This is a genomic window from Candidatus Methylacidiphilales bacterium (assembly GCA_025056655.1).
Taxonomy (GTDB): Bacteria; Verrucomicrobiota; Verrucomicrobiia; order Methylacidiphilales; family JANWVL01; genus JANWVL01.
Genome location: JANWVL010000093.1, coordinates 1 through 20,310 on the forward strand (window position 1 = coordinate 1; position 20,310 = coordinate 20,310).

Genomic DNA, 20,310 nt, shown 5'->3' on the forward strand with positions numbered 1-20,310 from the left:
CGCTTCCATTGATTTTGGCACCAAAGGCGATAGAAGCGGCTCGTGTAATGAAGAAGCTCAGGTTTCGTCTGGCTGTGAAAGGATTTGATAAGTCGGTTAAAAACGGATTGAGGAAATCTTCGATCTCGTATCGCCCAATCCTCAATCGTATCGAGAATGAAATAGGGCATGAGATCGGCCTCATCTGTCTGTTGGGCTTCGCGAGGCCGTAGCTCGGCTGTAGGCTTTTGTTGATTCACTTCACGGAGAAACGGCATCGGAGGGATGTGCGGAGGTAAGCCTTCTTTTTCCATCATCTCGAGCCATTCCCGCAAAAAGGTTTTATCGATACCCGCCAGCGGAGCAAGGCCACCTGAGGTATCGCCATCCATTGTTGCATAACCCACAGCTGCTTCGGAACGATTGCTCGTGGCAAGCAAAAGTTTGTTTTCGATATTGGCTAGCATCCATATTCCTGGCGATCGCGCTCGCGCTTGAATATTCTGTAGAGCGACATCATCTCGTGACCAGTCAAGCGATCGTCCCAAAGCTTTTTCGATCAGCATGCAATACTGATCTACGATAGGCTGAATGTTCCAGACTAAAAAACGAGCACCGAGTCCTCTAGCCACTGATTCTGCTGCGCGGCGGGTTACATCACTGCTGAAATCAGTAGCCTGGTAGGCGCATGTTAATATATGCGCAACGACGCTTTCAACCGTCAACGGCTGTAGTTCATCCTTCAAAAAAGCCAGATGTAGCCAGCGATTTCGGAAAGTTGTCTCATCTGTTTCTATCAAGGCGAAACGCGGGGCCAGCGCCATTAAGAGCGAGACTGCCGCGGAATCAGCGCCGCCGCTGAGTGAGACGACCGCGCCTTGGGCACGCGTTTTGCGGAGATAATCCCATAATCCAAGGGAGACAGCTCGCGCGAACTCTTCTGCTTGGCTCATTTGATAAGAATCAGGGGGTGAAATCGCAAAGGGAGGCCGCTGACGAGACGATGAAGGAAGTTGCACTTCAAGAATGTCGTCTGATGGCACTTGCGTCCGTGAAGCATTGCCAAACAGATCAACGCATATCATCTGGCTATCCTTAAAAGTAAGACGAGGCGCAGAGGCCAGGATTTCGCCGCGATGCGCGATGTAAAGATCGCCATCGTAGATCACTCGGCCAGCTTCGTTACCGAGTAGATTGGCGTAAACATAGGTCGGGACATACTTCCGAGAAGCCTCAAGAACGATGGAGATACGGCGCGAGACTTTATGAAGCGCGAAATGACTAGCACTTGGGTTGAGAATAAGCGTCGCTCCTCTTTGAGCCAAGGCTTGAGCGGGACGATAAGCAACCCATGCGTCTTCGCAAATCTCAACTCCTAGCGTATTCGCTTCATCTCCAATTTTTAGGCGGATTAAAAAATCTCCGATTGGCACGGAAAGGTCCTTGTGAAGATAAATTTGGCGGTCTCCGCGCGGCCATGCTGTAAACCAGCGGGGCTCGTAGTGAATGCCGTCGCGAGCCAGATTTTGCTTAGGAATCAAGGCAACGAGCCTCCCTGCAGCCAAGATTGCTACGGCGTTGTATATTTTTGATTGAAAAACAACTGGCAATCCGACGGTGACAAGAATTCGTTCAGTATGTGGGAGTAGTAGCATGAGCTCTCGCCATGCACGCTCACAAAAGTCTTGGCTCAAGAATAGATCTTCGCAGCCGTATCCTGTGAGGCAAAGCTCAGGAAGACAGAGCACATCGACAGCCTGGGAATGGGCTTGATGTAGGATTTTTTGAATCTGGCCTCTGTTGCCCCTCCAGTCTAAAGGGGTTGGATTAAACGAGGCGGCTGCTATGCGCATGTGAGGCTAGATGGCAATCGGAAAATTTGGCGGAGGACATTTCTGGAGGTGGCTGCGAAGCAGGTCAGCACGCATTGCGTCGCGTTCTTCGGATGAAAGTTTTCGTTCTAGGTCCATTTGGAGATGGCCTGGTTGTGTGCGAATGAAGAGTTCGTCCAACTCATGTGAGATTGTGTCAGGGAAGAAATTTAAATCCATGCCGAGTCGGAGGAGGGAGATTAGGTTGAGAGCTTCTTTTGAGCTTATGGAGTATGCGTGTAACATGATGCCGTAGGCGCGGCCGATTTGATCAGCTAGAAGACGAGGTTTTTCCTGCAAGAGGCGAATGCGTGCGTTGTTTTCGTGTTCGACAACTTGATCGATGACTTTGTTGAGGCGCTCGATGATGTTCAGCTCGCTATCGCCGAGCGTCATTTGATTTGAGATTTGAAAGAGATTGCCTAAGGCTTCAGTGCCTTCTCCGTAAAGGCCTCGAACGGCGAGACCGATTTTGTTGGCTGCTTTGATGATTTGTCCGATTTGTTCACTGATTACGAGCCCGGGCAGATGCATCATTACGGAGGCGCGCATTCCAGTGCCGACATTGGAGGGGCATGCGGTGAGATAACCAATTTCAGGATGAAATGCAAAATCGAGGAGACGGTCGAGTTCGTCATCGATTTTATCGATCAACTTCCATAGCGGTTTAAGTGAGGAGCCACTGCGGAAGACTTGGATGCGGAGATGGTCTTCTTCGTTGACCATGATCGAGATGGTTTTGTTTTTGTTGACAGCTAATCCGCTACCCGAGCTTTTGGAGGCGTGTTCGCGTGAAATGAGATGCTGCTCGACTAAAATTTGGCGCTGAGTCTGGGTGAACCGATCCATGGGGTCGTTGATGATTGCGTTTTCCATTTCTGGGAGACGGGTGAGTGCGGGCTGGATTTCATTATAGATTCTTTCTCGATCAGCCTTTTTAGCCCATCCTGGAAAAGGTGCGTTTTTGATGTTACGAGCTAATCGTATTCGTGAACACAAGGCCACAGATTTCGCTTCACCCCGCATCCATTCGATGTTGGAACGCATCAAAGCGCTGAATTTCATGAGGTTATTTTATCGAATTTCGAATGGAGAGCAATCGGGGAGCTTGTGGAGGTGAGGTTATGGCTGAAATGTTGAGGAATTTGTGGCCGTGTCGTGAAGGTCAGTGATGTGCCCGAGTTCAGCGGGAGGCCAAAATGCTGAGGGGCGGGTCGGGAGGTCGCGAAGGAGGGGAAGCTTCCATTGCTCGCGGAATTTTTGATAATTTTTGAGCGGGAGTTGAACGAGAACTGGATGTGACTGGGGACGCAACCAGCGAATGAAATTTTCTAGAGTGTCTAAAGCCATAACTGTGCATCCGGCGGAGGCTCTCTGGATGCCTCGGCGGACGTGGAAGAAGATTGCGCTTCCGGCATAAGGCGTAGCGGGTTTGTAATTGTGCTCGATGAGCACGAGCCAGCGGTAAGCTTGATCGCCAAGTGTCATTCGATGGGCTTGGTAGTCATTTGGTATGCCATCTTGGCCTAGGATGAGGTGTTGATTGTAGTGGGGGGATGTGGGATCATCCACCCAGATGTCTTTATCGGTGACTTTTCTATAAGGCCAATCGGGGGAGGAACCGGCTGGGAGTCTTTCGGCGTGACCTAAGATGAGCCCGATTTTAAATACACCTGCGGGTGTGCGTTTGTCCCCTTCCTTCTTTTGAATGCCGGGTTGTGGAGGATGTAATCCGATTCCCCACGCCATTCCTGCTGCTCCGAGTAAAACTGGCCACCAGGGCGTATCTTCTTTCCATGGCGCTTGAGAGTTTTCGCGGGAGTAAAGACGCATGAGTGCGTTTTTTGTGGAGGCGTGGGGTGCTACGACGACTGCAAGTTGTAGAGTATTTTGGGGGATTGGGGTGGCTTGGAGGAAGCAAAAGGAGCCGTAGGTGATGAGGAGGAGAAGTCTTGAGAGGTGAGCAAAAGAAGCGGCCTGATTTTTCATTCTTCGGATCAGGGTGCTTGTGATTTTGGGATTGCCCGTGGCCGGACTCGAACCGGCACGGAGTTATTCACTCCTCAGGATTTTAAGTCCTGTGCGTCTGCCATTTCGCCACACGGGCAAGGGATGAGGGGATGGTAACGTTGGGCTTCATAAAGTCAATGGCTTTGGATAGGCTTGAATACTGAGCGTAGCGGCGAGTTATCAAAGATTGTTTTTTTACTGAGGAGACGCCAGTCTTAGTTTTCATGCTTAATTGTGCAACGCCGTGGTGGAAATGGGTGCTCTCGTTTTGGGCGGGCTTGCTTTTTGTGGGGACACTCGCGTTGATCGGTATCGGAGGTATGGTGACGAGCACTGGCTCGGGCTTGGCTGTGCCGGATTGGCCGACGAGCTATGGTTATAACATGTTTTTGTTTCCATACGAGCGGTGGGTGGGAGGCGTCTGGATAGAGCATGTGCATCGACTGTGGGCGGCAAGTGTGGGACTAGCCAGTGTGATATTCGCCATCGGTGTGAGTCTGGTGCGGCTTCCTCGGAGCCTTCAGTGGACGGCTTGGGGAGCGGTAGTTTTGGTGGTAGGGCAGGGTGTTTTAGGGGGATATCGTGTGATCTTGGTGAATAATCATCTTGGTTGGATACACGGCTGTGTGGCGCAGGTTTTTCTTTTAGTGTGTCTTGGGATGGCTTTAAAGATCTGGGGTGTTGGGCAGGGAGGGAGGCTTGAAATTGAGGCTCTTGAGAATGAACGGAGTGTGTGGAGGTGGAGGAGACAGTCGGCTCTTGTGCTAATAAGTATTGTTTTTTTGCAGTTGGTCGTCGGGGCTGCGATGCGACATGAGCATGCTGGTCTTGCTGTTCCGGATTTTCCAACTGCATACGGGGAGTGGTGGCCGGCAGTAGATGCAAAGCGTCTGGCGTTGATCAATGAAGAGAGACATGTGCGAGGCTGGCCGCCGACTACAATTGCACAAATTCATCTGCACATGACCCATCGGCTTATAGCTCTGATCATTACTGGACTTGGAGCCTGGTGGCTGTGGAAAAATTGGCGTCGGCGCAAGATAGATCAGCAGATTTACCCTATGTGGCGAGTGTGGAATGGGGTGTGGGGATTGTTATTGATATTGCAGTTAGCGCTTGGTGCGATGACGGTGTGGAGCGGGAAGGCGGCTTTGATTGCGACTATGCACGTGGTGACGGGTGCTTTGTTACTTTGTGTTTTGTTTGTGAAGTGGTGGATTGCCCGTGCGTTGGAGGCAAGATTAACGGTGGGAGGTGATAGGTTGTGAGGGATTTTTTGTTGCTGACGAAATTTCGCTTGACTTTTTTGGTGTTGTTGACGACGGCTGCGGGTTATTATTTAGGCAGTGAGGGGAGGCTCGATGTGGTAAATTTTTTATGGACGATCTTGGGGACGGCATTGCTGGCCGCAGGTGCATCAGCGTTGAATCAAGTGTGGGAGGTAGAGGAGGATGCTTTGATGACCCGGACCAAGGAGCGTCCTTTGCCAGCAGGGAGGCGTAGCCCTTTGTGGGGGCAGGCATGGGGCGTGGTGATGAGCTGCCTGGGTCTTGGAATTCTTGCTTGGGAGGTGAATCTCCTGACGGCTTTGCTCGGTGGAGTTGCGCTGGGCGTTTACGTTTTTGGATATACGCCTTTGAAGAAGAGGACGGAGTTGAATACCTTGGTGGGTGGAATTCCCGGTGCAATTCCTCCTGTCATGGGCTGGACAGGGGCAGGAAAGGACTTTGGGTGGGAGGCTGGCGTGCTTTTTGCGGTGTTGTTTTTTTGGCAGATGCCACATTTTTTAGCGATCGCATGGTGGTGCAGAGAGGATTATCTGAAAGCGGGTTTCAAGATGATCGGGGGTGAGGGAGATGCTAAGCGTGTAGGGAGGTTGGCGATGATGTATGCGGCTGCATTGTGGCCCGTGAGTTTACTTTGGAGCTTGGGGGGGAAGCTTAGTATGTGGAGCACGGGGCTTACGTTTTTGCTGGGTGGGTGGTTGGTGTGGGAGGCGGCGCAGTTTTGGAAAAAAGCAGAGGGTGCACGTAGGCTTTTTTTTGCGTCTATTGTTTACTTGCCATTGATCTTGGCTGTGTGGTGTCTTGGGAAGAGATGACAGCAGTTGACGCTTAATGTTGGCGTGAAGAAAAGAAGGCAGTATAGAAGACTGATTATGCGACGGCGACGCAAAGCTTATGCTCAGGCAGGGGTAGATGTTGACTTGGGGAATGCGATTAAATCTGGGTTGAAAGAGATGTTGTCGAGAACCCGTAGGGCTGAGGTGCTTGGGGATGTGGGAGGTTTTGGGGGACTGTTTAGAGCAAAATTTGAAGGCTATGAGGAGCCGGTGTTAGTCGCGAGTATGGATGGTGTGGGGACGAAATTGAAGATTGCAAGTGCCATGGGACGGTATCGGGGTGTGGGTATGGATTTGGTAAATCATTGTGTGAACGATATAGCAGTGCTGGGAGCGGAGCCGTTGTTTTTTTTAGATTACATCGGTGTAGGGAGGCTGCGGCGGAAGATGTTTCAAGAGATTATGGAGGGGTTGACACGGGCTTGCCGAGAGGCTGGATGTGCGCTGTTAGGTGGAGAGACCGCACAGATGCCGGGTGTATACGATGCGGAGAATTTCGACTTGGTGGGAACGATTGTTGGAGTGGTGGAGCGGAGGAAAATTGTAGACGGGAGCCATATTGAAGCAGGTGATGTGTTAATCGGGCTACCTTCGTCTGGTCTCCATACGAATGGATATTCCTTGGTGAGAAAGATCTTGTTTCAAGATCACAAGTTTAAGTTAAAGCAGCGAGTGCTAAATAGTAGCAAGCCTCTAGGCGAGATTCTTCTGGAGCCTCATAAAAGCTACCTTAGGGAGATTCGGCTATTGATGTCGATAGCAGAGGTCAAAGGAATGGCTCATATCACTGGCGGCGGGCTAGTGGACAATTTGCCGCGAGTGTTGCCGAAGGGCTTATGCGCTAGGATTGAGCTAGGGACTTGGGAAGTGCCTGAAATTTTTAAGCTTTTGATAAGAATCGGTAACTTAGATCAATCTGAGGCTTTTCAGGCTTTCAATATGGGGATAGGGATAGTGGTGGTAGTTTCTCCCGAAGACGAAAAATTAGTGCTTGGAGAACTAACTGGAAGCCGCAGGATTGGGGAGGTAGTTAGGTCTCAGATGCGTAAGCCTAGGGTGATATTAATATGAAAAATCAGAACCCGTATTTAGCTCCGATGATAAGATTGTGTGTATCCAGAGGCTTGAACTCGGCTTTCACTCCTTCGTTAAATCGTGCTGTCGGACAATATAAGTATTTGTATTCTCCCGTGATTGACCAGTCTTGATTGAGATCGTATTCAAGGCCCACTACAGGCATGATAACGGGGGCAGCATGGGTGCCGTTACCAAATATCGGAAAATGCAAGGCTGAGGAAACTAGATCGCGTGTTTTGTATAAGGCCATGCCTCCACCGATGCCGACATAGGGCATCCAGGAGTTTATTCTGTATTTTCCGAGAAATTTTGCCATAATGTAATGTATTTCGCCAACAGATATTTCGCCGCTTGTGACTTGGTTTCCAAAATTGTCATGTGTGGTGTAGTGTTGGGTTAGACTTTTATCCTGATATAGGTATTCCAGTCCTATTGAATACCCCAAACCTCTATCGCTGATCGAGCTGTCATAGCCGACACCGGCCATGCCTACTAAGGCAATGTCGGAGTCTACTCTACCAAATCTTGCGGTGAGAGAATTTCCATGGTAAGAGGCCGCACTTACATTGCTGAAAGCATCTTTATCCACTCGTGCAATAGATCCTGAACTTGTGCTTCCTAAGACTCCACCTATGCCAAGGGTTACATATATTCTTCCTTCTCGCATGTCTTCCTTGATAACAACGCGCGGATTTTCCCCCATGTATAAGTCCTCGTGTAGATCTTTAGGATCATACATCTCTTTGGGATCACGAGCTGTAGTTTGAGAGGTCTTGGTAACCTTTCGAGGCTTTTGATTGTGTGTTAAGTTACTCAGTGAAGGGGCGGGTGATTTTTTTTCTTGAGATGGTTGAGAAACAGTCCTTTTTAGAGATGAATCGGGAGCCGCGGCAGCGCTTGAGGTTGTTGAAGGGTTTGAGACTGAAGATTTTGGCTTAGATGCCACGTCTTTCTGAGACTCATCAAACGAGGGATTTTTTCTTCTGGCTGCTTGTTCCCTGATATTTCTAAACTCAGGGTCAAATAAGGAATTTTCTTGAGCGATACCGCTTTTCTTGTTGCTAGAGGTGTTAGAAGTTAAAAAATCACTATCAAAAAGAGGAACGTCACCATGTATGGTATCTGTTCCTTGCGCATAAAGAATGGATTTTGAAAAACCTAACAGAGCTCCCACAATCAGAAATAAGAAAAATCTCATTGAAAAATTTAATTTTGATTTTCACGAAAAGTCAAACGCTATTTTCAGTTTCATAGGCTTTAGCGACACGTAAATACCTGTCATTTTTTACTAGCCTTATCTCCTCTCATAGGCTCTCATCGCATCTGGAGTCATAAAGAAAATTAAGTTTTCTTCATAATTGACTCGCGCAAATAGCTTTTTGTCGCTTCGTAAGTAGGTCGCTTCTGATACTTTTTTCTCAACTAGGTTCCAATCCAAACCGTTACTCAAATCTGTCATAATTTTCTTCATATATGCTTCTACGTTATTTGTTATAGCTTTTCTTGCTTTAGAAGCCAAAGCATAAATCATTAGGCGTGAACGCCCTAACTCATCATAAAACACAGTGATGTGGAAAGGAGCGCTTTCGAAGACATCCTGTCCACCGACTGACAAAGCCGGCCCGTAACGGGCCTTAAGCTGTTCTCGCGTTTCCCCAATCTGAGCAGACAGTAAACAAGGGAAACACCAGACCAACCCTACCTTGATCAATGTGCTAATGCGTTGCAGCATGAGCACCGTAGACTTTCACAGGATCAAACACCTTCTCGTGAATTGTAAACTCTAACTCATCCTTCGACCCATCCAATAGTCTTCTATAAAAACAGCTTCTGTATCCCACGTGACAGGAAGCTCCGCCCTCCACTACAACTTTTATCAATAAGCAATCCTGATCATCATCGATCATAATTTCCTTCACGTGTTGCACAAGCCCAGATTGCTCACCCTTGACCCATATTTTGTTTCTCGAACGGCTATAGTAAGTCGCTTTCTTAGTTTCGATAGTCTTTCGAAGTGCTTCCTCATTCATGTATCCAAGCATAAGGACCTCCCCCGTCTGAGCATCTACGGTGATACATGGGAGGATTGGGTATAGATCAAACCTTGGGATCAGTCGCTTACCTTCTTCTATTTCGTATACACTAAATGCCATATAAGTGAATTAGCATGGTACGAATCATATTGCAATATCTGTCTCCAATCCCCACTACAAAACCCATCACATCATTATTCCACATACAAAAAATGATCCCTTCGCAAACGATTAATCATTTCCTGAAATTGCTCCCGATACGGACCACCTAGCTTTGCCATCGCTTTATACACCTCCAAAGCTGCCTGCCAGTCCTTCCTTGCTGATAAAATGTCCGTTGCATTCAATCCAGCCTTGATTGTCCAAAAATATTCAGGAATCGCTTCACTCCCAGTCGGTCTTATTCTCCCCCGCACTACCTCCATATAGATTGCAAGTGCCTCATCGATTTTACCCATTTTTTCCAAACACTTCCCATACTTATAACCAGCCTCATTACGTTGCGATACATCCCCAAAATTGCTCGAAATTAACGTTCGATATGCCTCCGCCGCCTCTTGATAGCGAGTTCCTAGACTAGACCCAAGCGCAAAGAGACAATCTCCCTTGCCCAACAAGGCTTGTATGTATAACGGCCCCTCTTTCTCTCGGCTCAGCACAGCTTCATACAGCATTAGGGCCGACTGAAACTGCCCTTGCTGTTGATATAGACGGCCTTGCAACAGCCGAGCTTGATTCTTCTCATTTGCCCGCTCACTGATTTTATCCAACAAGCTTATTGCCCTTGCATAGTCACCATGACCGGCTGAAGACTGCCCAGCAAAAAACAACGCCTGATCCACTAATTCGCTTTGAGGATAATCCTGCACAAGCTTCTCAAACAGCAACTGTGCGTTGGCAAAGTCCTTTCGATTAAAATCCAACTCTGCCACAGTAAATAAAACATATGGAGCAAGTCCATGCTTTGCCTCTCCTTCCCACAATCTAAAAAGATTTTCCCTAACCTCCTCCTCACTCCATATCCCAGCCTTTAAATAAACAAATGCCCTTCGATAAGCAGCCTCTACATACAAACTACTCCCCTTGTATCGCATCACCACATCATCATATATCTCTTTAGCCTCAGAAAGCTTTTCCATCCCTTCATAGCTCTCCGCAAGCCTCATCATCAACTCAACCCTTCTCTCTGGATCCACACTCGTCTTCAATGCCTCCTCGTACGTCTTTACCAAATCCTCTTTCTGATCCCTCTGCTCTAGAACACGCGCTCTTTCCTCCAGCAATTTATCCCGATACACACTCTGAGAAAAGCGCCTCAAAAATTCTCTCTCCATACGCAAAAACTGTTCTAAATTCCCCTGTCTAGCCACACACAAAATCTCATTAAACAACGCAATCTCCGCCAACTCACCCTCCCTTCCAGCTAGATTAAAAGCCACTTGCGCCTCTCCAAAAGCCCCTTGCATATAACGCAACTCCCCAAGCAAAAAATTAGCCCTTGCAACAACCTCTATGCTCCGATCCACATCTAATATTTCTTGCAAATACCTCTCCGCCCTATTCCACTGCTTATTCAGCTTAGCCTGCTCTATTAGCCTTAACATCGCCGCCACTCCCCACCGCGAATCACCTTCCCGCTCTGCCACCCGCTCCCACAATTCAACCGCCTCCGACTCCCTCCCATTCTCTATCAAAAATTCCGCCACCTCGTAGTCAACAAAGCTCCGATATCCTCCCATCCTCCTTCCCTCGTCCATCAGACCTTTCAACACCCCGTCCAAAACCTTCAACTCCTTAGCCGTGGACAACCAAGCCCGCAAAGCACGCACCTTCTGTTCCTCCTGCTCCGCTGCGTAAAATGCCTTTTCATAAGCCTCCAACGCCTTCTGCGGAAGATTCGTCGCCTGATAAGCTCGTCCCAACTGCGTCAACCCTTGCGCCACAACCCACCGCGGATGCGCACGCCCTATCTCAGTCCCCCTCAAAAACGACGTTATCGCATCCGCATACCCAGCCTCCAACATCTGCAACTCACCAAGCCAAACCCAAGCCTCGTATTCCCACCTACTCCCTTTACTTTCCTGCAAAAACGCCCGCAACTCCGCCTTCGCCTCCTCATATTTCCCATCAGCGATTAACAACCGCACCCGAATCATCCTCGCCTCCTGGCCCACATCCGTGCCCGCATAGTTAATCGCTACATTACTCAACAAACTCATACCATCCCCCCTCTTACCCTGCTTAAGCAACGCCCAAGCCAAACCCAACTGCGCCCGCTGCGTCAACTCCGCACTAGGCATCCCACCCAACACCCTACGAAACACCTGCTCCGCCTCAACCCATCGTCCCCTTGCCAACGCATTCTCCCCCAACACATAATCCAACTCCGTTCTCCCCTCCCCTCCCCACTCCTTCGCTGAGCCAACAAGCCTCTCCACCTCCTCATAAAGCCCCTCATCGTAATAAATCTTAGCCAACATCACCCTTGCCTCCATCGCCTCCCGCACCCGCCCATACTTCCTGATAAAATTCTCAAGCCTCATCCTAGCCACCCCCAACAAACCATCCTCAAAACCCCTCCTTGCCCCAATCCACTCCCTCGCAGCATCCCCCTCAACCCCCATCAACACTCCCTCCCCCAACACCACACACACCCCAACCACCCTGACCCACACAGCAATCCTAAACATAATCCTGTTCCTAAGTAAAAAACCAAGATGATAACACACAGAACCAAAAATCAACCCCAAAAAATTCACCAATCACAAAGCCCCATACCAGAAAAAAATTCTTTTTATTCACTCGACACAGTTTTTTATATTGACAAAATAAATCCCAACATCTACCTTACTCTCATCATGAAAGAATCCCAAATCAACAGCTACTTCCCCGCCTTAATCCTTGTAGCCCTAGTCCAATCCGCCCTATCAATAGTCACCACATGGAACCCCACAAACACCAACTGGAACTCCGCAGGCAACTGGTCCGCCGGCATTCCTGGCGCAGCCGACGAAGCCCGCTTCAACACCCCCGTAACCCACAATCCAGTCGTCAATGCCCCATCTAACGTCGGTCAACTCAACTTCATCACCGGCGCCGGCCCCTACACCATCACCTCCAGCTCAGCAGCCAACACCCTCACCATTCACGGCATCGGTGGCAACCTCATAACCAACTCCTCCGGAAACACCCAAAACATCAATGCCCACCTCGTCCTAGCCGGAAACGGCAACATCAACGCAAGCTCAGGCAACATCAACTTCAATTCATCCGTAGGATTTAATCTAAACGGTTACAACGCCACCATCTCAGGCCTCAGCAACGTCACCATCGCATCCAACATCCTCGGCACCGGCACAATCAACAAAATCGGCTCCAACGCCCTCACCCTCTCCGGCAACAACACCTCCACCTTCACCCTCAACGTCAACGGTGGCACCGTCAACCTCAACACCAACTCCACCTCAGTCAACACCAGCCTCGTCGTCAACAACGGCACGGTAAACATAAACGACAACCTACTCATCGGCTCATTAGCTGGCACAGGAGGCACCATCAACAACAACGGCTGGTCACCTGCCATCGGCGGAAACAATGCCTCCACCACCTACAGCGGCAATATCACCGGCACAGGAGGCCTCATCAAACAAGGCACCGGCACCCTCACCCTCGCCACACCCCAAACCTACACCGGCGCAACCCAAATCGATGGCGGCACCCTCACCCTCCTCGACACCTCCGACACAGCCGCAGTCACCGTAAACAACACCGGCACCCTCAAGCTTGACGTCGGAGGCCAACTCACCTCCGCAGGTGCCGTCACCCTCAACCCCGGCGGCACCCTCCTCATCACAGCCTCAAGCATCGCCACCGACCGCATCCCCGACACAGCCAACATGATCCTCGCCGGAGGCACTTTGATCAACCAAGACAACCTCCCCGAGACCGTAGGATTTCTAACCCTCGACGACAACTCCACCATCCAACTCACCACGACAACCGGAAACAACGGCGGATGGGTCTTTAACGACTTCAACTTCTACAACGGCATAAACAACGGCAACACATACAACCCCGTCCTCACCATCACCAACTCCACTGCCGGCCCCCTCACATCAGCAGGCGCCAACGACAAAATCATCTTCAACAACATCAGCAACGTCCCCACAGACTTCCTAGCCAACGTCTTCTGGTCATCCCAAGGCCTCATGGGAGCCACCTTCATCCCATTCGGCAGCGCATGGGAGCTCGTCCCAATTCCAGAACCCTCCACCTACGCAACTATCATCCTCCTCCTAATCATCACAGTAGGAATCCACCTCCGACGTCTCCAACAACAAGCCACAGCCCCCAACCCCCATCAATCCGGAAGCTGATTGATCACCTTCAACGCCAACCCCGCATCCGACGCCTTCAAAATCAACGCCCCATGCAACTCATTCGCAGGAGTTGCACAATAAAGATACTCAATATTCACCCCAGCATCCGATAACGCATGCGCCAAGCGCGAAAGACTACCCGGCCTATTGATCCCCTCCACTAGCAACACAGGCGTCTCAATCACCAAAGCCCCTCGCTCCTCAAACAAACGCAACGCCGTCTTCGGCTTGTCCACCACAAGCCGATCCACCGCATAATCCACAGCATCACTCGTTGCAATCGCAAGAATATTAATATCATGCTTCGCCAACACATCACAAATCGCCGCAAGCGTTCCCGGATTGTTACTCAAAAAAATCGCAAGCTGTGAAGTCAACGACGCACGCATAACATCAACTCCTACTCACACCCGCCTCCACAACGACCTGAGGAGGATGAGGAACAACCTTCCAGAATTTTTCCACAGTATTTCCCCAAGCAGCCAAAAGCCGATGTGCCTTCGCACTATCCGTCGCAACCTGATATTTCTGAATCAGCAACCGAAGCCGCTCCACTTCCTGAGGATCCGTCAACCGCTCAATACTCACCATCCCGAGATTCACCCTTTTCGGAAAAGCATCCTCCTCATCATACACGTAAGCAATTCCACCCGACATACCCGCTGCAAAATTCTTGCCAGTCGGACCCAAAACCACAACTGTCCCCCCAGTCATATACTCGCACCCATGATCCCCCACACCCTCGACAATTGCCGTCGCCCCACTATTCCGCACCGCAAACCGTTCCCCTGCCCCTCCCAAAGCAAACAACTCCCCCCCCGTCGCACCATAAAGACAAGTATTCCCCACAATAATATTTTGGTTAGGAAAAAACTTTGCTCCCGGCGGCGGCACAACAACAATCGTCCCGCCAGACATTCCCTTCCCCACGTAATCATTTGCCTCGCCCGTCAATGTAATTTTCACTCCACGGACAAGGAAAGCCCCCAGACTCTGCCCAGCACTTCCCGAAAGCCGAATATCCAACGTCCCATCAGGCAACCCCGCATCCCCATACGTAAATGCAATATCACCTGAAAGCTGCGTGCCTATCGAGCGATTAACGTTAGACACCTTATACTTCAACCGCGTCGGCCGCTTCGTCCTTATAGCCTCCTTAGCATCCTGAATCAGCACCTCATCCAACGGCCTATCCTCCAAGCGCTCGTTCTGCTCCCAAGTGTGATATCGCGGCGTGCCCTCATCTAGCTCCGGAACAGCTAGCAACCTCGAAAAATCCAAATTTTGAATCTTAGGATGATCCGGAATCAATCGCGGCCGCAAAAGATCTGCACGGCCAATAATCTCATTCATCGTCCGAATACCCAGGGACGCCATAATCTCTCGAATCTCCTGCGTAATCCCATTAAAGAAATGAATAATGTTTTCCGGTGAACCTCTAAATTTAGCGCGCAGACGTTCATCCTGCGTAGCCACTCCCACCGGGCAAGTATTCAGATGGCATTGCCGCACATATACACAACCCGCAGCGATCAACGCAATCGTCCCAAAGTTATATTCCTCCGCCCCCAGCATCGCCGCCACAAGAATATCCCGGCCCGTCTTCATCCCCCCATCAGTGCGAAGCGTGACGCGGCTACGAAGCCCATTCAGCAACAAGACCTGCTGCGCCTCGGCAATCCCGATTTCCCAAGGCATCCCCGCAAATTTGATCGAAGAAAGCGGCGAAGCCCCCGTGCCCCCAGAATCGCCGCTGATCAATATAATATCAGCATGCGCTTTAGCCACCCCAGCAGCAATTGTCCCCACACCAGTTTCTGCGACCAATTTCACACAGATCTTAGCTCGGGGATTCACTTGCTTCAGATCATAAATCAACTGCGCCAGATCCTCGATCGAGTAAATATCATGATGCGGAGGAGGAGAGATCAACATCACTCCCGGCACACTGTTTCTCAGCCTCGCAATCAAAGCATTAACCTTATGGCCAGGCAACTGTCCCCCCTCACCCGGCTTCGAACCCTGCGCCATCTTAATCTCAATCTCTGCCGCGCTGGCCAGATACTCGGCTGAGACGCCAAAACGCCCCGATGCCACTTGCTTAATGCGGCTATTCTTCGAATCCCCGTTTTCCATCACCCCAAAACGCGCACGATCCTCGCCTCCCTCACCAGAATTCGATTTCCCCCCGATTCGATTCATCGCGATCGCCAGCGTCTCATGCGCCTCCGGAGAAAGCGCCCCAAGCGACATACCGGCCGTCGTAAACCGCCGCATGATCTCCTCTGCAGGCTCAACCTCTTCAATCGGAATCGGTGCTCCAAGAGGCTTGAATTCCAGACAATCCCTTATCGATAAAGGAGCATTTTCAAGAACCGACTGCACATAACGCCGATAATCCTCAATCCTTCCAGCTTTATCCACCCCCTTGATCCCGACATAAGTGTGCAGATTTTGAATAACTGCAGGCGTAATCGCATGCCGCTCCCCATCCCTCCGATACCTATAAAATCCCGCATCCGCAAGCTTGGGATGCTCCCCGTATGCTTCACTATGCCGCATCAGCACATCCCGCGCAATTTCCTTTAACGTAACCCCCCCTATCGTCGTCGAAGTGCCAGTAAAATATGCCTCTATCACACTTTCATGAACGCCCAGAGCATCGAATAACTGCGCTCCATGATAACTCGAAAGAAGGGAAATCCCCATCTTCGACATGATTTTCAACAACCCCTTCTCAGCTGCAGCACGATACTTTCTCACCACTTCCTCTGTCGAAGCCGCTTTGAGTTGCCCTTCACTAAAAAGCTGCGCATAAGTCTCCCACAACACATAAGGACAAATCGCCGCAGCCCCATATCCGATCAAGCAAGCCAGCTGATGCACGTCCCGCGCGTCGCCCGCCTCCGCCACGATTGAGGCAAGCATCCTCTTCTCGCGCCTGATCAGATGATGATGCACAGCTGCCACTGCTAGCAGCATCGGTATCGGCGCCATTTCCGAGGATGTGCCGCGATCGCTCAAAATTATTATTTCAACACCCTCATCCACCGCCGACTCCGCTTCTTTGCAGACCCGCTCCAGCGCCTCAACCAATCCCCGCTCCGCTTCCGAAGCCCGAAACAATACGGAAAAAGTTCGCAGCTTGAAATCTGGAAAACTTTTAAGCGCCTCCAACTCTCCGACCGTCAAAATCGGATGCTGAACGTGAATGAGATGCGCATGTTCAGGAGTCTCTACAAGCCAGTTTTTACGCGCCCCAAGAAGCATATCTACACCCATGACCAGTTTTTCGCGAATCGGGTCAATCGGCGGATTGGTCACTTGAGCAAACTGCTGCTTGAAATAGTGGTAAAGCGGCCGCGGCCGATAAGAAAGAACAGCCAACGGTGTATCATCTCCCATGGAACCAACCGCCTCCTCACCCGTCTCGACCATAGGCTTGAGAATCGTCTTTATCTCCTCCTCATCATATCCGAAGACAAGTTGGTCCTTTAACAACTGATCGACAGGTCGTGCCTGCGGAAGCTCATCTTGCGGAGTCAAGGTGCGAAGCTGTTCCTTCAGCCATACGGCATAAGGACGAGCCTCAGCAAAGAGTTTTTTAATTTCTTGCTTGTGAAGAATCTTACGCTCCAGGGTATCGACCGCGATGATTTCACCGGGCGCAAGACGCCCTTTTTCAACAATATTCCTTTCCTCAAGAGCGCTCAGTCCAAGCCCCGCTTCAGATCCTAAAATAAACAGGCCATCAGATGTGATCTTGTAGCGTGCAGGACGGAGACCGTTGCGATCAAGACATGCCCCCACATAGCGCCCATCGGTGAAGACAACAGCCGCCGGTCCATCCCACGGCTCATTGAGACAAGCGTGATATTGATAAAACGCTCTCTCAGCCTCAGAAAGATTAGGCTCGGCTTTCCATGCACTCGGAATGAGCATCAACATGCTGTGAAGCAGACCGCGGCCAGACATCGCGAGAAGTTCGATCGTGTTATCTAGACTGCAAGAGTCACTCCCGCCGGGTTGAATCACAGGCCGAAGATATTTGACGCGATCGCCCCAAAACGGCCATTGAAAAAGGGGTTCCCGAGCTGCAACCCAAATGCGATTGCCCTTGATCGTGTTGATCTCACCATTGTGAGCAATCATTCGGAAAGGATGCGCAAGGGGCCAGGTCGGAAAGGTGTTGGTGCTATAACGTTGATGGAAACAAGCCAACGCTGTCTTGTATAAGGGGCTCGTCAAGTCTTTGTAAAACTTAGAAAGCTGTGGCGAGACGAGCAGCCCTTTGTAAACAATCGTACGAGATGAGAAAGAGCAGGCATAAAAATTGTGGATACCGTCTTTCTCAAGGATGGATTCAATCTGGCAACGGGCAAGATAAAGGGTCCGCTCATAATCTTCATCGCTCAACGCGCTGTCTTCAGGCCTTCCGATCATAACTTGTTCGATCTGAGGACAAGTCAAGAGCGCCTTATCTCCAAGCACTTTGGTGTTGATAGGCACCTTGCGAAAACCAAAAACAACTAGCCCATATTCACGAAGCGTATCTGTGATGACTTTTCGGCAGCGTGCCTGAGCATATTCATCTTCACGTGGCAAGAAGAGCATGCCCACACCTAAATCCTTTTCCCGATAGACTTTGTGTCCCATCTTTTCAATTTCAGGGAGGAAAAGCTCATACGGTATCTGCGTCTGCACGCCAGCGCCATCACCCGTCTTGGCATCCGCATCGAGCGCTCCCCGATGAGTAAGACTCGATACACAGGAGAGCGCCCGTTTGAGCACGTCGTAGGACCGCTCTCCATTGATATTTACAACAAATCCCATCCCACACGTGTCGTGCTCATGGCTTGGATCGTAAAGACCTCGAAAATGACGAGTGCGACGTATGATTTCGTAGTTCAACATGGCCTGGAAACATAAAAGCAAATAGCACACCAACGCAAGTGGCTATGTTAAAAAAACGCATTTTTGCAATCAATCAAGAGGAGGCGATAAAATCTTGGTAGTCGCCTCAAGATCATTAGAGTGAGTGTCGTGAAAATCTATCTCGCCTCGGCATCGCCCCGTCGCAGAGATCTGCTGCTCTATCTCGGGCTAGAGGTGATCACGGTGCCAACGCATGTCGCAGAGGTGGAGGCGCGTGAGCACCAATTTACAGCAACCGAAGTCGCTCGTGGCAATGCTTTGAGAAAACTTCATGCAGCATTGAAGCGTCATCACGGAGAGATCGTGCTTGCAGCGGATACTGTCGTAGCTTGCGAACACCGTATCTACGGAAAACCTGCGCATAGAAAGATGGCTTTCCAGTTCCTCCAAGAGCTTCGCGGCCGCACACACGAAGTCGTGACGGCAGTGGCCGTGGCTTCACCTTCTGGATGGATTCGGTGGGCGGTAGATCGAAGCGCCGTAACGTTCAAAGCGATTTCAGACACTGCAATCGAAAGGTATCTCGACCATGTCCACACGCTGGATAAAGCTGGCGGTTATGCCTTACAAGAGCACGCTGATTGGCTGATCGAGCGTGTAGAGGGGACAGTAAGTAACATTATCGGGCTTCCGCTTGAATTAACGGCTGAATTGTTACGTTGGGCTCATGTGACGTCCAAAATTCGACAAGATCTTCACTCCAGTCAGCATGGAAATAGCGGTTTTCGTTTTGCCAGTTCAGAGCCAAAGCATAGGCATGAAGAGCATGGCGCGGCAGATACAGCTTTTCAGCCAATGCGGCTGTCCAGCCCTTTTCGATGAAATCTAGAAAGGCATCTGGCTCTCGACCGTAGATTTTATCGCCTACGATAGGTAGTCCCACGGAGGCAAGATGCACGCGTATCTGATGCAATCTTCCGGTGATGGGCACGGCTTCGATGACACTGTGACGTTCACCTCTTTGCAGGACTCTAAGATGTGTGATGGCTTCGGATCCATTGGGTTTGATGGCTTGGCGCAGATAGATGCGGTTGGTTTCACTTAGGCCTTGGAAGCCGATCGGAGCGTCAATCACCTGCTCATCCCAATCGGGCACACCGTGCACGATGGCTACGTATTTTTTTTGTATTTTGCGTGCTTCCATTTTTTTGCCGAGTGCCCCTGTGGTGACTTTATTTTTGCCGATGAGGAGGAGACCTGAAGTCTCTCGATCGAGACGATGGACTAGTCCGAGGTCATGGTTAGGATAATAAGGTTGCAAAAGCTGGATCAAGGTCGCCGTCTGAACCCGCGGGGTGGGATGAACGAGTATTCCTGCCGGTTTATTAACGACCATGAAATATTCATTCTCGTGAAGAATCCATTGGCGAGGATCGGTAGCTATGATTTTTGTGCTGATATTTTGCGGAAAACGCATATAAACAGGGAGTTTCATGTTGCGCATTTTGCATACTGCATCCAATCCAATCCTTGATCGGATAAAGAGCGACTCGGCTACTCGCCTGCGGCTTAAATTTTCACCGTATTATCACACAGTGGAACGTCAAGAGCCGCCATATGTCTACTGCCAAGGCCGCAGGATGCTGATGATGAGCAGCAACGAGTATCTGGGGCTAAGCATGCATCCACGTGTCGTGCGGGCGGCACAGGAAGCTGCAGAGCGATGGGGAGCAAGCTCGTGCGGATCACGTCTTGCAAATGGAAGTCGCCAATATCACCGAGAACTTGAAGAGGAACTGGCTTCGTTTTTAGGCGTGGAGTCAACGCATGTCTTATCAGCAGGCTATTTAGCTTGCATGGGAGCTATCACTGGTATCGCAAGGCGTGGAGATGTGTTGATTTTAGATAAAAGTGTTCACGCTTGTCTCTGGGATGGCGCGAAAATATCAGAGGCAGATGTCGAA

Annotated in this window: 18 protein-coding genes and 1 tRNA gene; 5 read left to right on the forward strand and 14 right to left on the reverse strand. The window is 50.2% G+C overall.

Features of this window, described 5'->3' with window-relative positions; genetic code table 11:
• From nadE to NZM04_05655, 5 genes are all read right to left on the reverse strand, one after another.
• Positions 1-1,832: NAD(+) synthase (gene nadE / locus NZM04_05635; protein ID MCS7063513.1), on the reverse strand; the 1,832-nt coding region annotated here is incomplete at its 3' end.
• A 6-nt stretch (positions 1,833-1,838) separates the two neighbouring features.
• Positions 1,839-2,915 (reverse strand): protein arginine kinase, encoded by a 1,077-nt coding sequence (locus tag NZM04_05640; protein ID MCS7063514.1) that lies wholly within the window; start codon positions 2,913-2,915, stop codon positions 1,839-1,841.
• Positions 2,916-2,972: 57 nt separating this feature from the next.
• Positions 2,973-3,839, reverse strand: a complete 867-nt coding sequence (locus NZM04_05645; GenBank protein ID MCS7063515.1) for a L,D-transpeptidase family protein — start codon at positions 3,837-3,839, stop codon at positions 2,973-2,975.
• 32 nt (positions 3,840-3,871) lie between these two features.
• Positions 3,872-3,957: transfer RNA gene (locus NZM04_05650), tRNA-Leu, on the reverse strand.
• Entirely contained in the window at positions 3,922-4,086 is a 165-nt protein-coding gene (locus NZM04_05655; GenBank protein MCS7063516.1) for a hypothetical protein, read from the reverse strand. The genes NZM04_05650 and NZM04_05655 overlap by 36 nt, the downstream gene beginning before the upstream one ends.
• Between NZM04_05655 and NZM04_05660 the strand changes: the two genes are divergently transcribed.
• From NZM04_05660 to purM, 3 genes are read left to right on the forward strand one after another with little or no spacing between them, the layout of a single operon-like run.
• Positions 4,085-5,128 (forward strand): COX15/CtaA family protein, encoded by a 1,044-nt coding sequence (locus tag NZM04_05660; GenBank protein ID MCS7063517.1) that lies wholly within the window; start codon positions 4,085-4,087, stop codon positions 5,126-5,128. The two genes, NZM04_05655 and NZM04_05660, sit on opposite strands and share 2 nt — an antisense overlap.
• Positions 5,125-5,961 carry a heme o synthase gene (gene cyoE / locus NZM04_05665; GenBank protein ID MCS7063518.1) on the forward strand — a complete coding sequence of 279 codons (837 nt, stop codon included), beginning with the start codon at positions 5,125-5,127 and terminating at the stop codon, positions 5,959-5,961. Before NZM04_05660 ends, cyoE begins: the two co-directional genes overlap by 4 nt.
• A 57-nt stretch (positions 5,962-6,018) precedes the next feature.
• A complete protein-coding gene (gene purM, locus NZM04_05670; protein ID MCS7063519.1) occupies positions 6,019-7,053 on the forward strand; it encodes a phosphoribosylformylglycinamidine cyclo-ligase in 1,035 nt (344 codons plus the stop codon).
• Between the two features lie 4 nt (positions 7,054-7,057).
• On the opposite strand, the gene NZM04_05675 is transcribed toward purM, so the two are convergent.
• The 4 genes from NZM04_05675 to NZM04_05690 all read right to left on the reverse strand — a co-directional run bounded on the left by NZM04_05675 (position 7,058) and on the right by NZM04_05690 (position 11,782).
• On the reverse strand, positions 7,058-8,257 hold the full coding sequence (locus tag NZM04_05675) for a porin family protein (GenBank protein MCS7063520.1): 1,200 nt from the start codon (positions 8,255-8,257) through the stop codon (positions 7,058-7,060).
• 96 nt (positions 8,258-8,353) lie between these two features.
• A complete protein-coding gene (locus NZM04_05680; protein ID MCS7063521.1) occupies positions 8,354-8,791 on the reverse strand; it encodes a hypothetical protein in 438 nt (145 codons plus the stop codon).
• Positions 8,775-9,212: a phosphoribosyl-AMP cyclohydrolase gene (hisI, locus tag NZM04_05685; GenBank protein ID MCS7063522.1), complete on the reverse strand. Its 438-nt coding sequence runs from the start codon at positions 9,210-9,212 to the stop codon at positions 8,775-8,777. The genes NZM04_05680 and hisI overlap by 17 nt, the downstream gene beginning before the upstream one ends.
• Before the next feature lie 74 nt (positions 9,213-9,286).
• Positions 9,287-11,782, reverse strand: coding sequence for a tetratricopeptide repeat protein (locus NZM04_05690; protein MCS7063523.1), 2,496 nt, complete (start codon positions 11,780-11,782; stop codon positions 9,287-9,289).
• A gap of 27 nt (positions 11,783-11,809) precedes the next feature.
• Here NZM04_05690 and NZM04_05695 point away from each other — a divergent pair, with 27 nt between their 5' ends.
• Complete coding sequence (locus NZM04_05695; protein ID MCS7063524.1) at positions 11,810-13,468, forward strand: autotransporter-associated beta strand repeat-containing protein; 1,659 nt, start codon at positions 11,810-11,812, stop codon at positions 13,466-13,468.
• Here the strand turns inward: NZM04_05695 and NZM04_05700 are convergent.
• The 5 genes from NZM04_05700 to NZM04_05720 form a co-directional block, all read right to left on the reverse strand.
• Positions 13,453-13,860, reverse strand: coding sequence for an ACT domain-containing protein (locus NZM04_05700; protein MCS7063525.1), 408 nt, complete (start codon positions 13,858-13,860; stop codon positions 13,453-13,455). The two genes, NZM04_05695 and NZM04_05700, sit on opposite strands and share 16 nt — an antisense overlap.
• A 4-nt stretch (positions 13,861-13,864) precedes the next feature.
• Positions 13,865-18,385 (reverse strand): glutamate synthase large subunit, encoded by a 4,521-nt coding sequence (gltB, locus tag NZM04_05705; GenBank protein MCS7063526.1) that lies wholly within the window; start codon positions 18,383-18,385, stop codon positions 13,865-13,867.
• Positions 18,386-18,574: 189 nt separating this feature from the next.
• Positions 18,575-18,769 (reverse strand): hypothetical protein, encoded by a 195-nt coding sequence (locus NZM04_05710; GenBank protein MCS7063527.1) that lies wholly within the window; start codon positions 18,767-18,769, stop codon positions 18,575-18,577.
• Positions 18,751-18,912 (reverse strand): hypothetical protein, encoded by a 162-nt coding sequence (locus NZM04_05715; GenBank protein ID MCS7063528.1) that lies wholly within the window; start codon positions 18,910-18,912, stop codon positions 18,751-18,753. The genes NZM04_05710 and NZM04_05715 overlap by 19 nt, the downstream gene beginning before the upstream one ends.
• 113 nt (positions 18,913-19,025) lie before the next feature.
• The gene (locus NZM04_05720) at positions 19,026-19,841 is read right to left on the reverse strand and encodes an RluA family pseudouridine synthase (GenBank protein MCS7063529.1); all 816 of its coding nucleotides are present in this window, start codon (positions 19,839-19,841) and stop codon (positions 19,026-19,028) included.
• Between NZM04_05720 and NZM04_05725 the strand changes: the two genes are divergently transcribed.
• The coding region (locus NZM04_05725; GenBank protein ID MCS7063530.1) for an aminotransferase class I/II-fold pyridoxal phosphate-dependent enzyme at positions 19,840-20,310 on the forward strand (471 nt) is incomplete at its 3' end. The two genes, NZM04_05720 and NZM04_05725, sit on opposite strands and share 2 nt — an antisense overlap.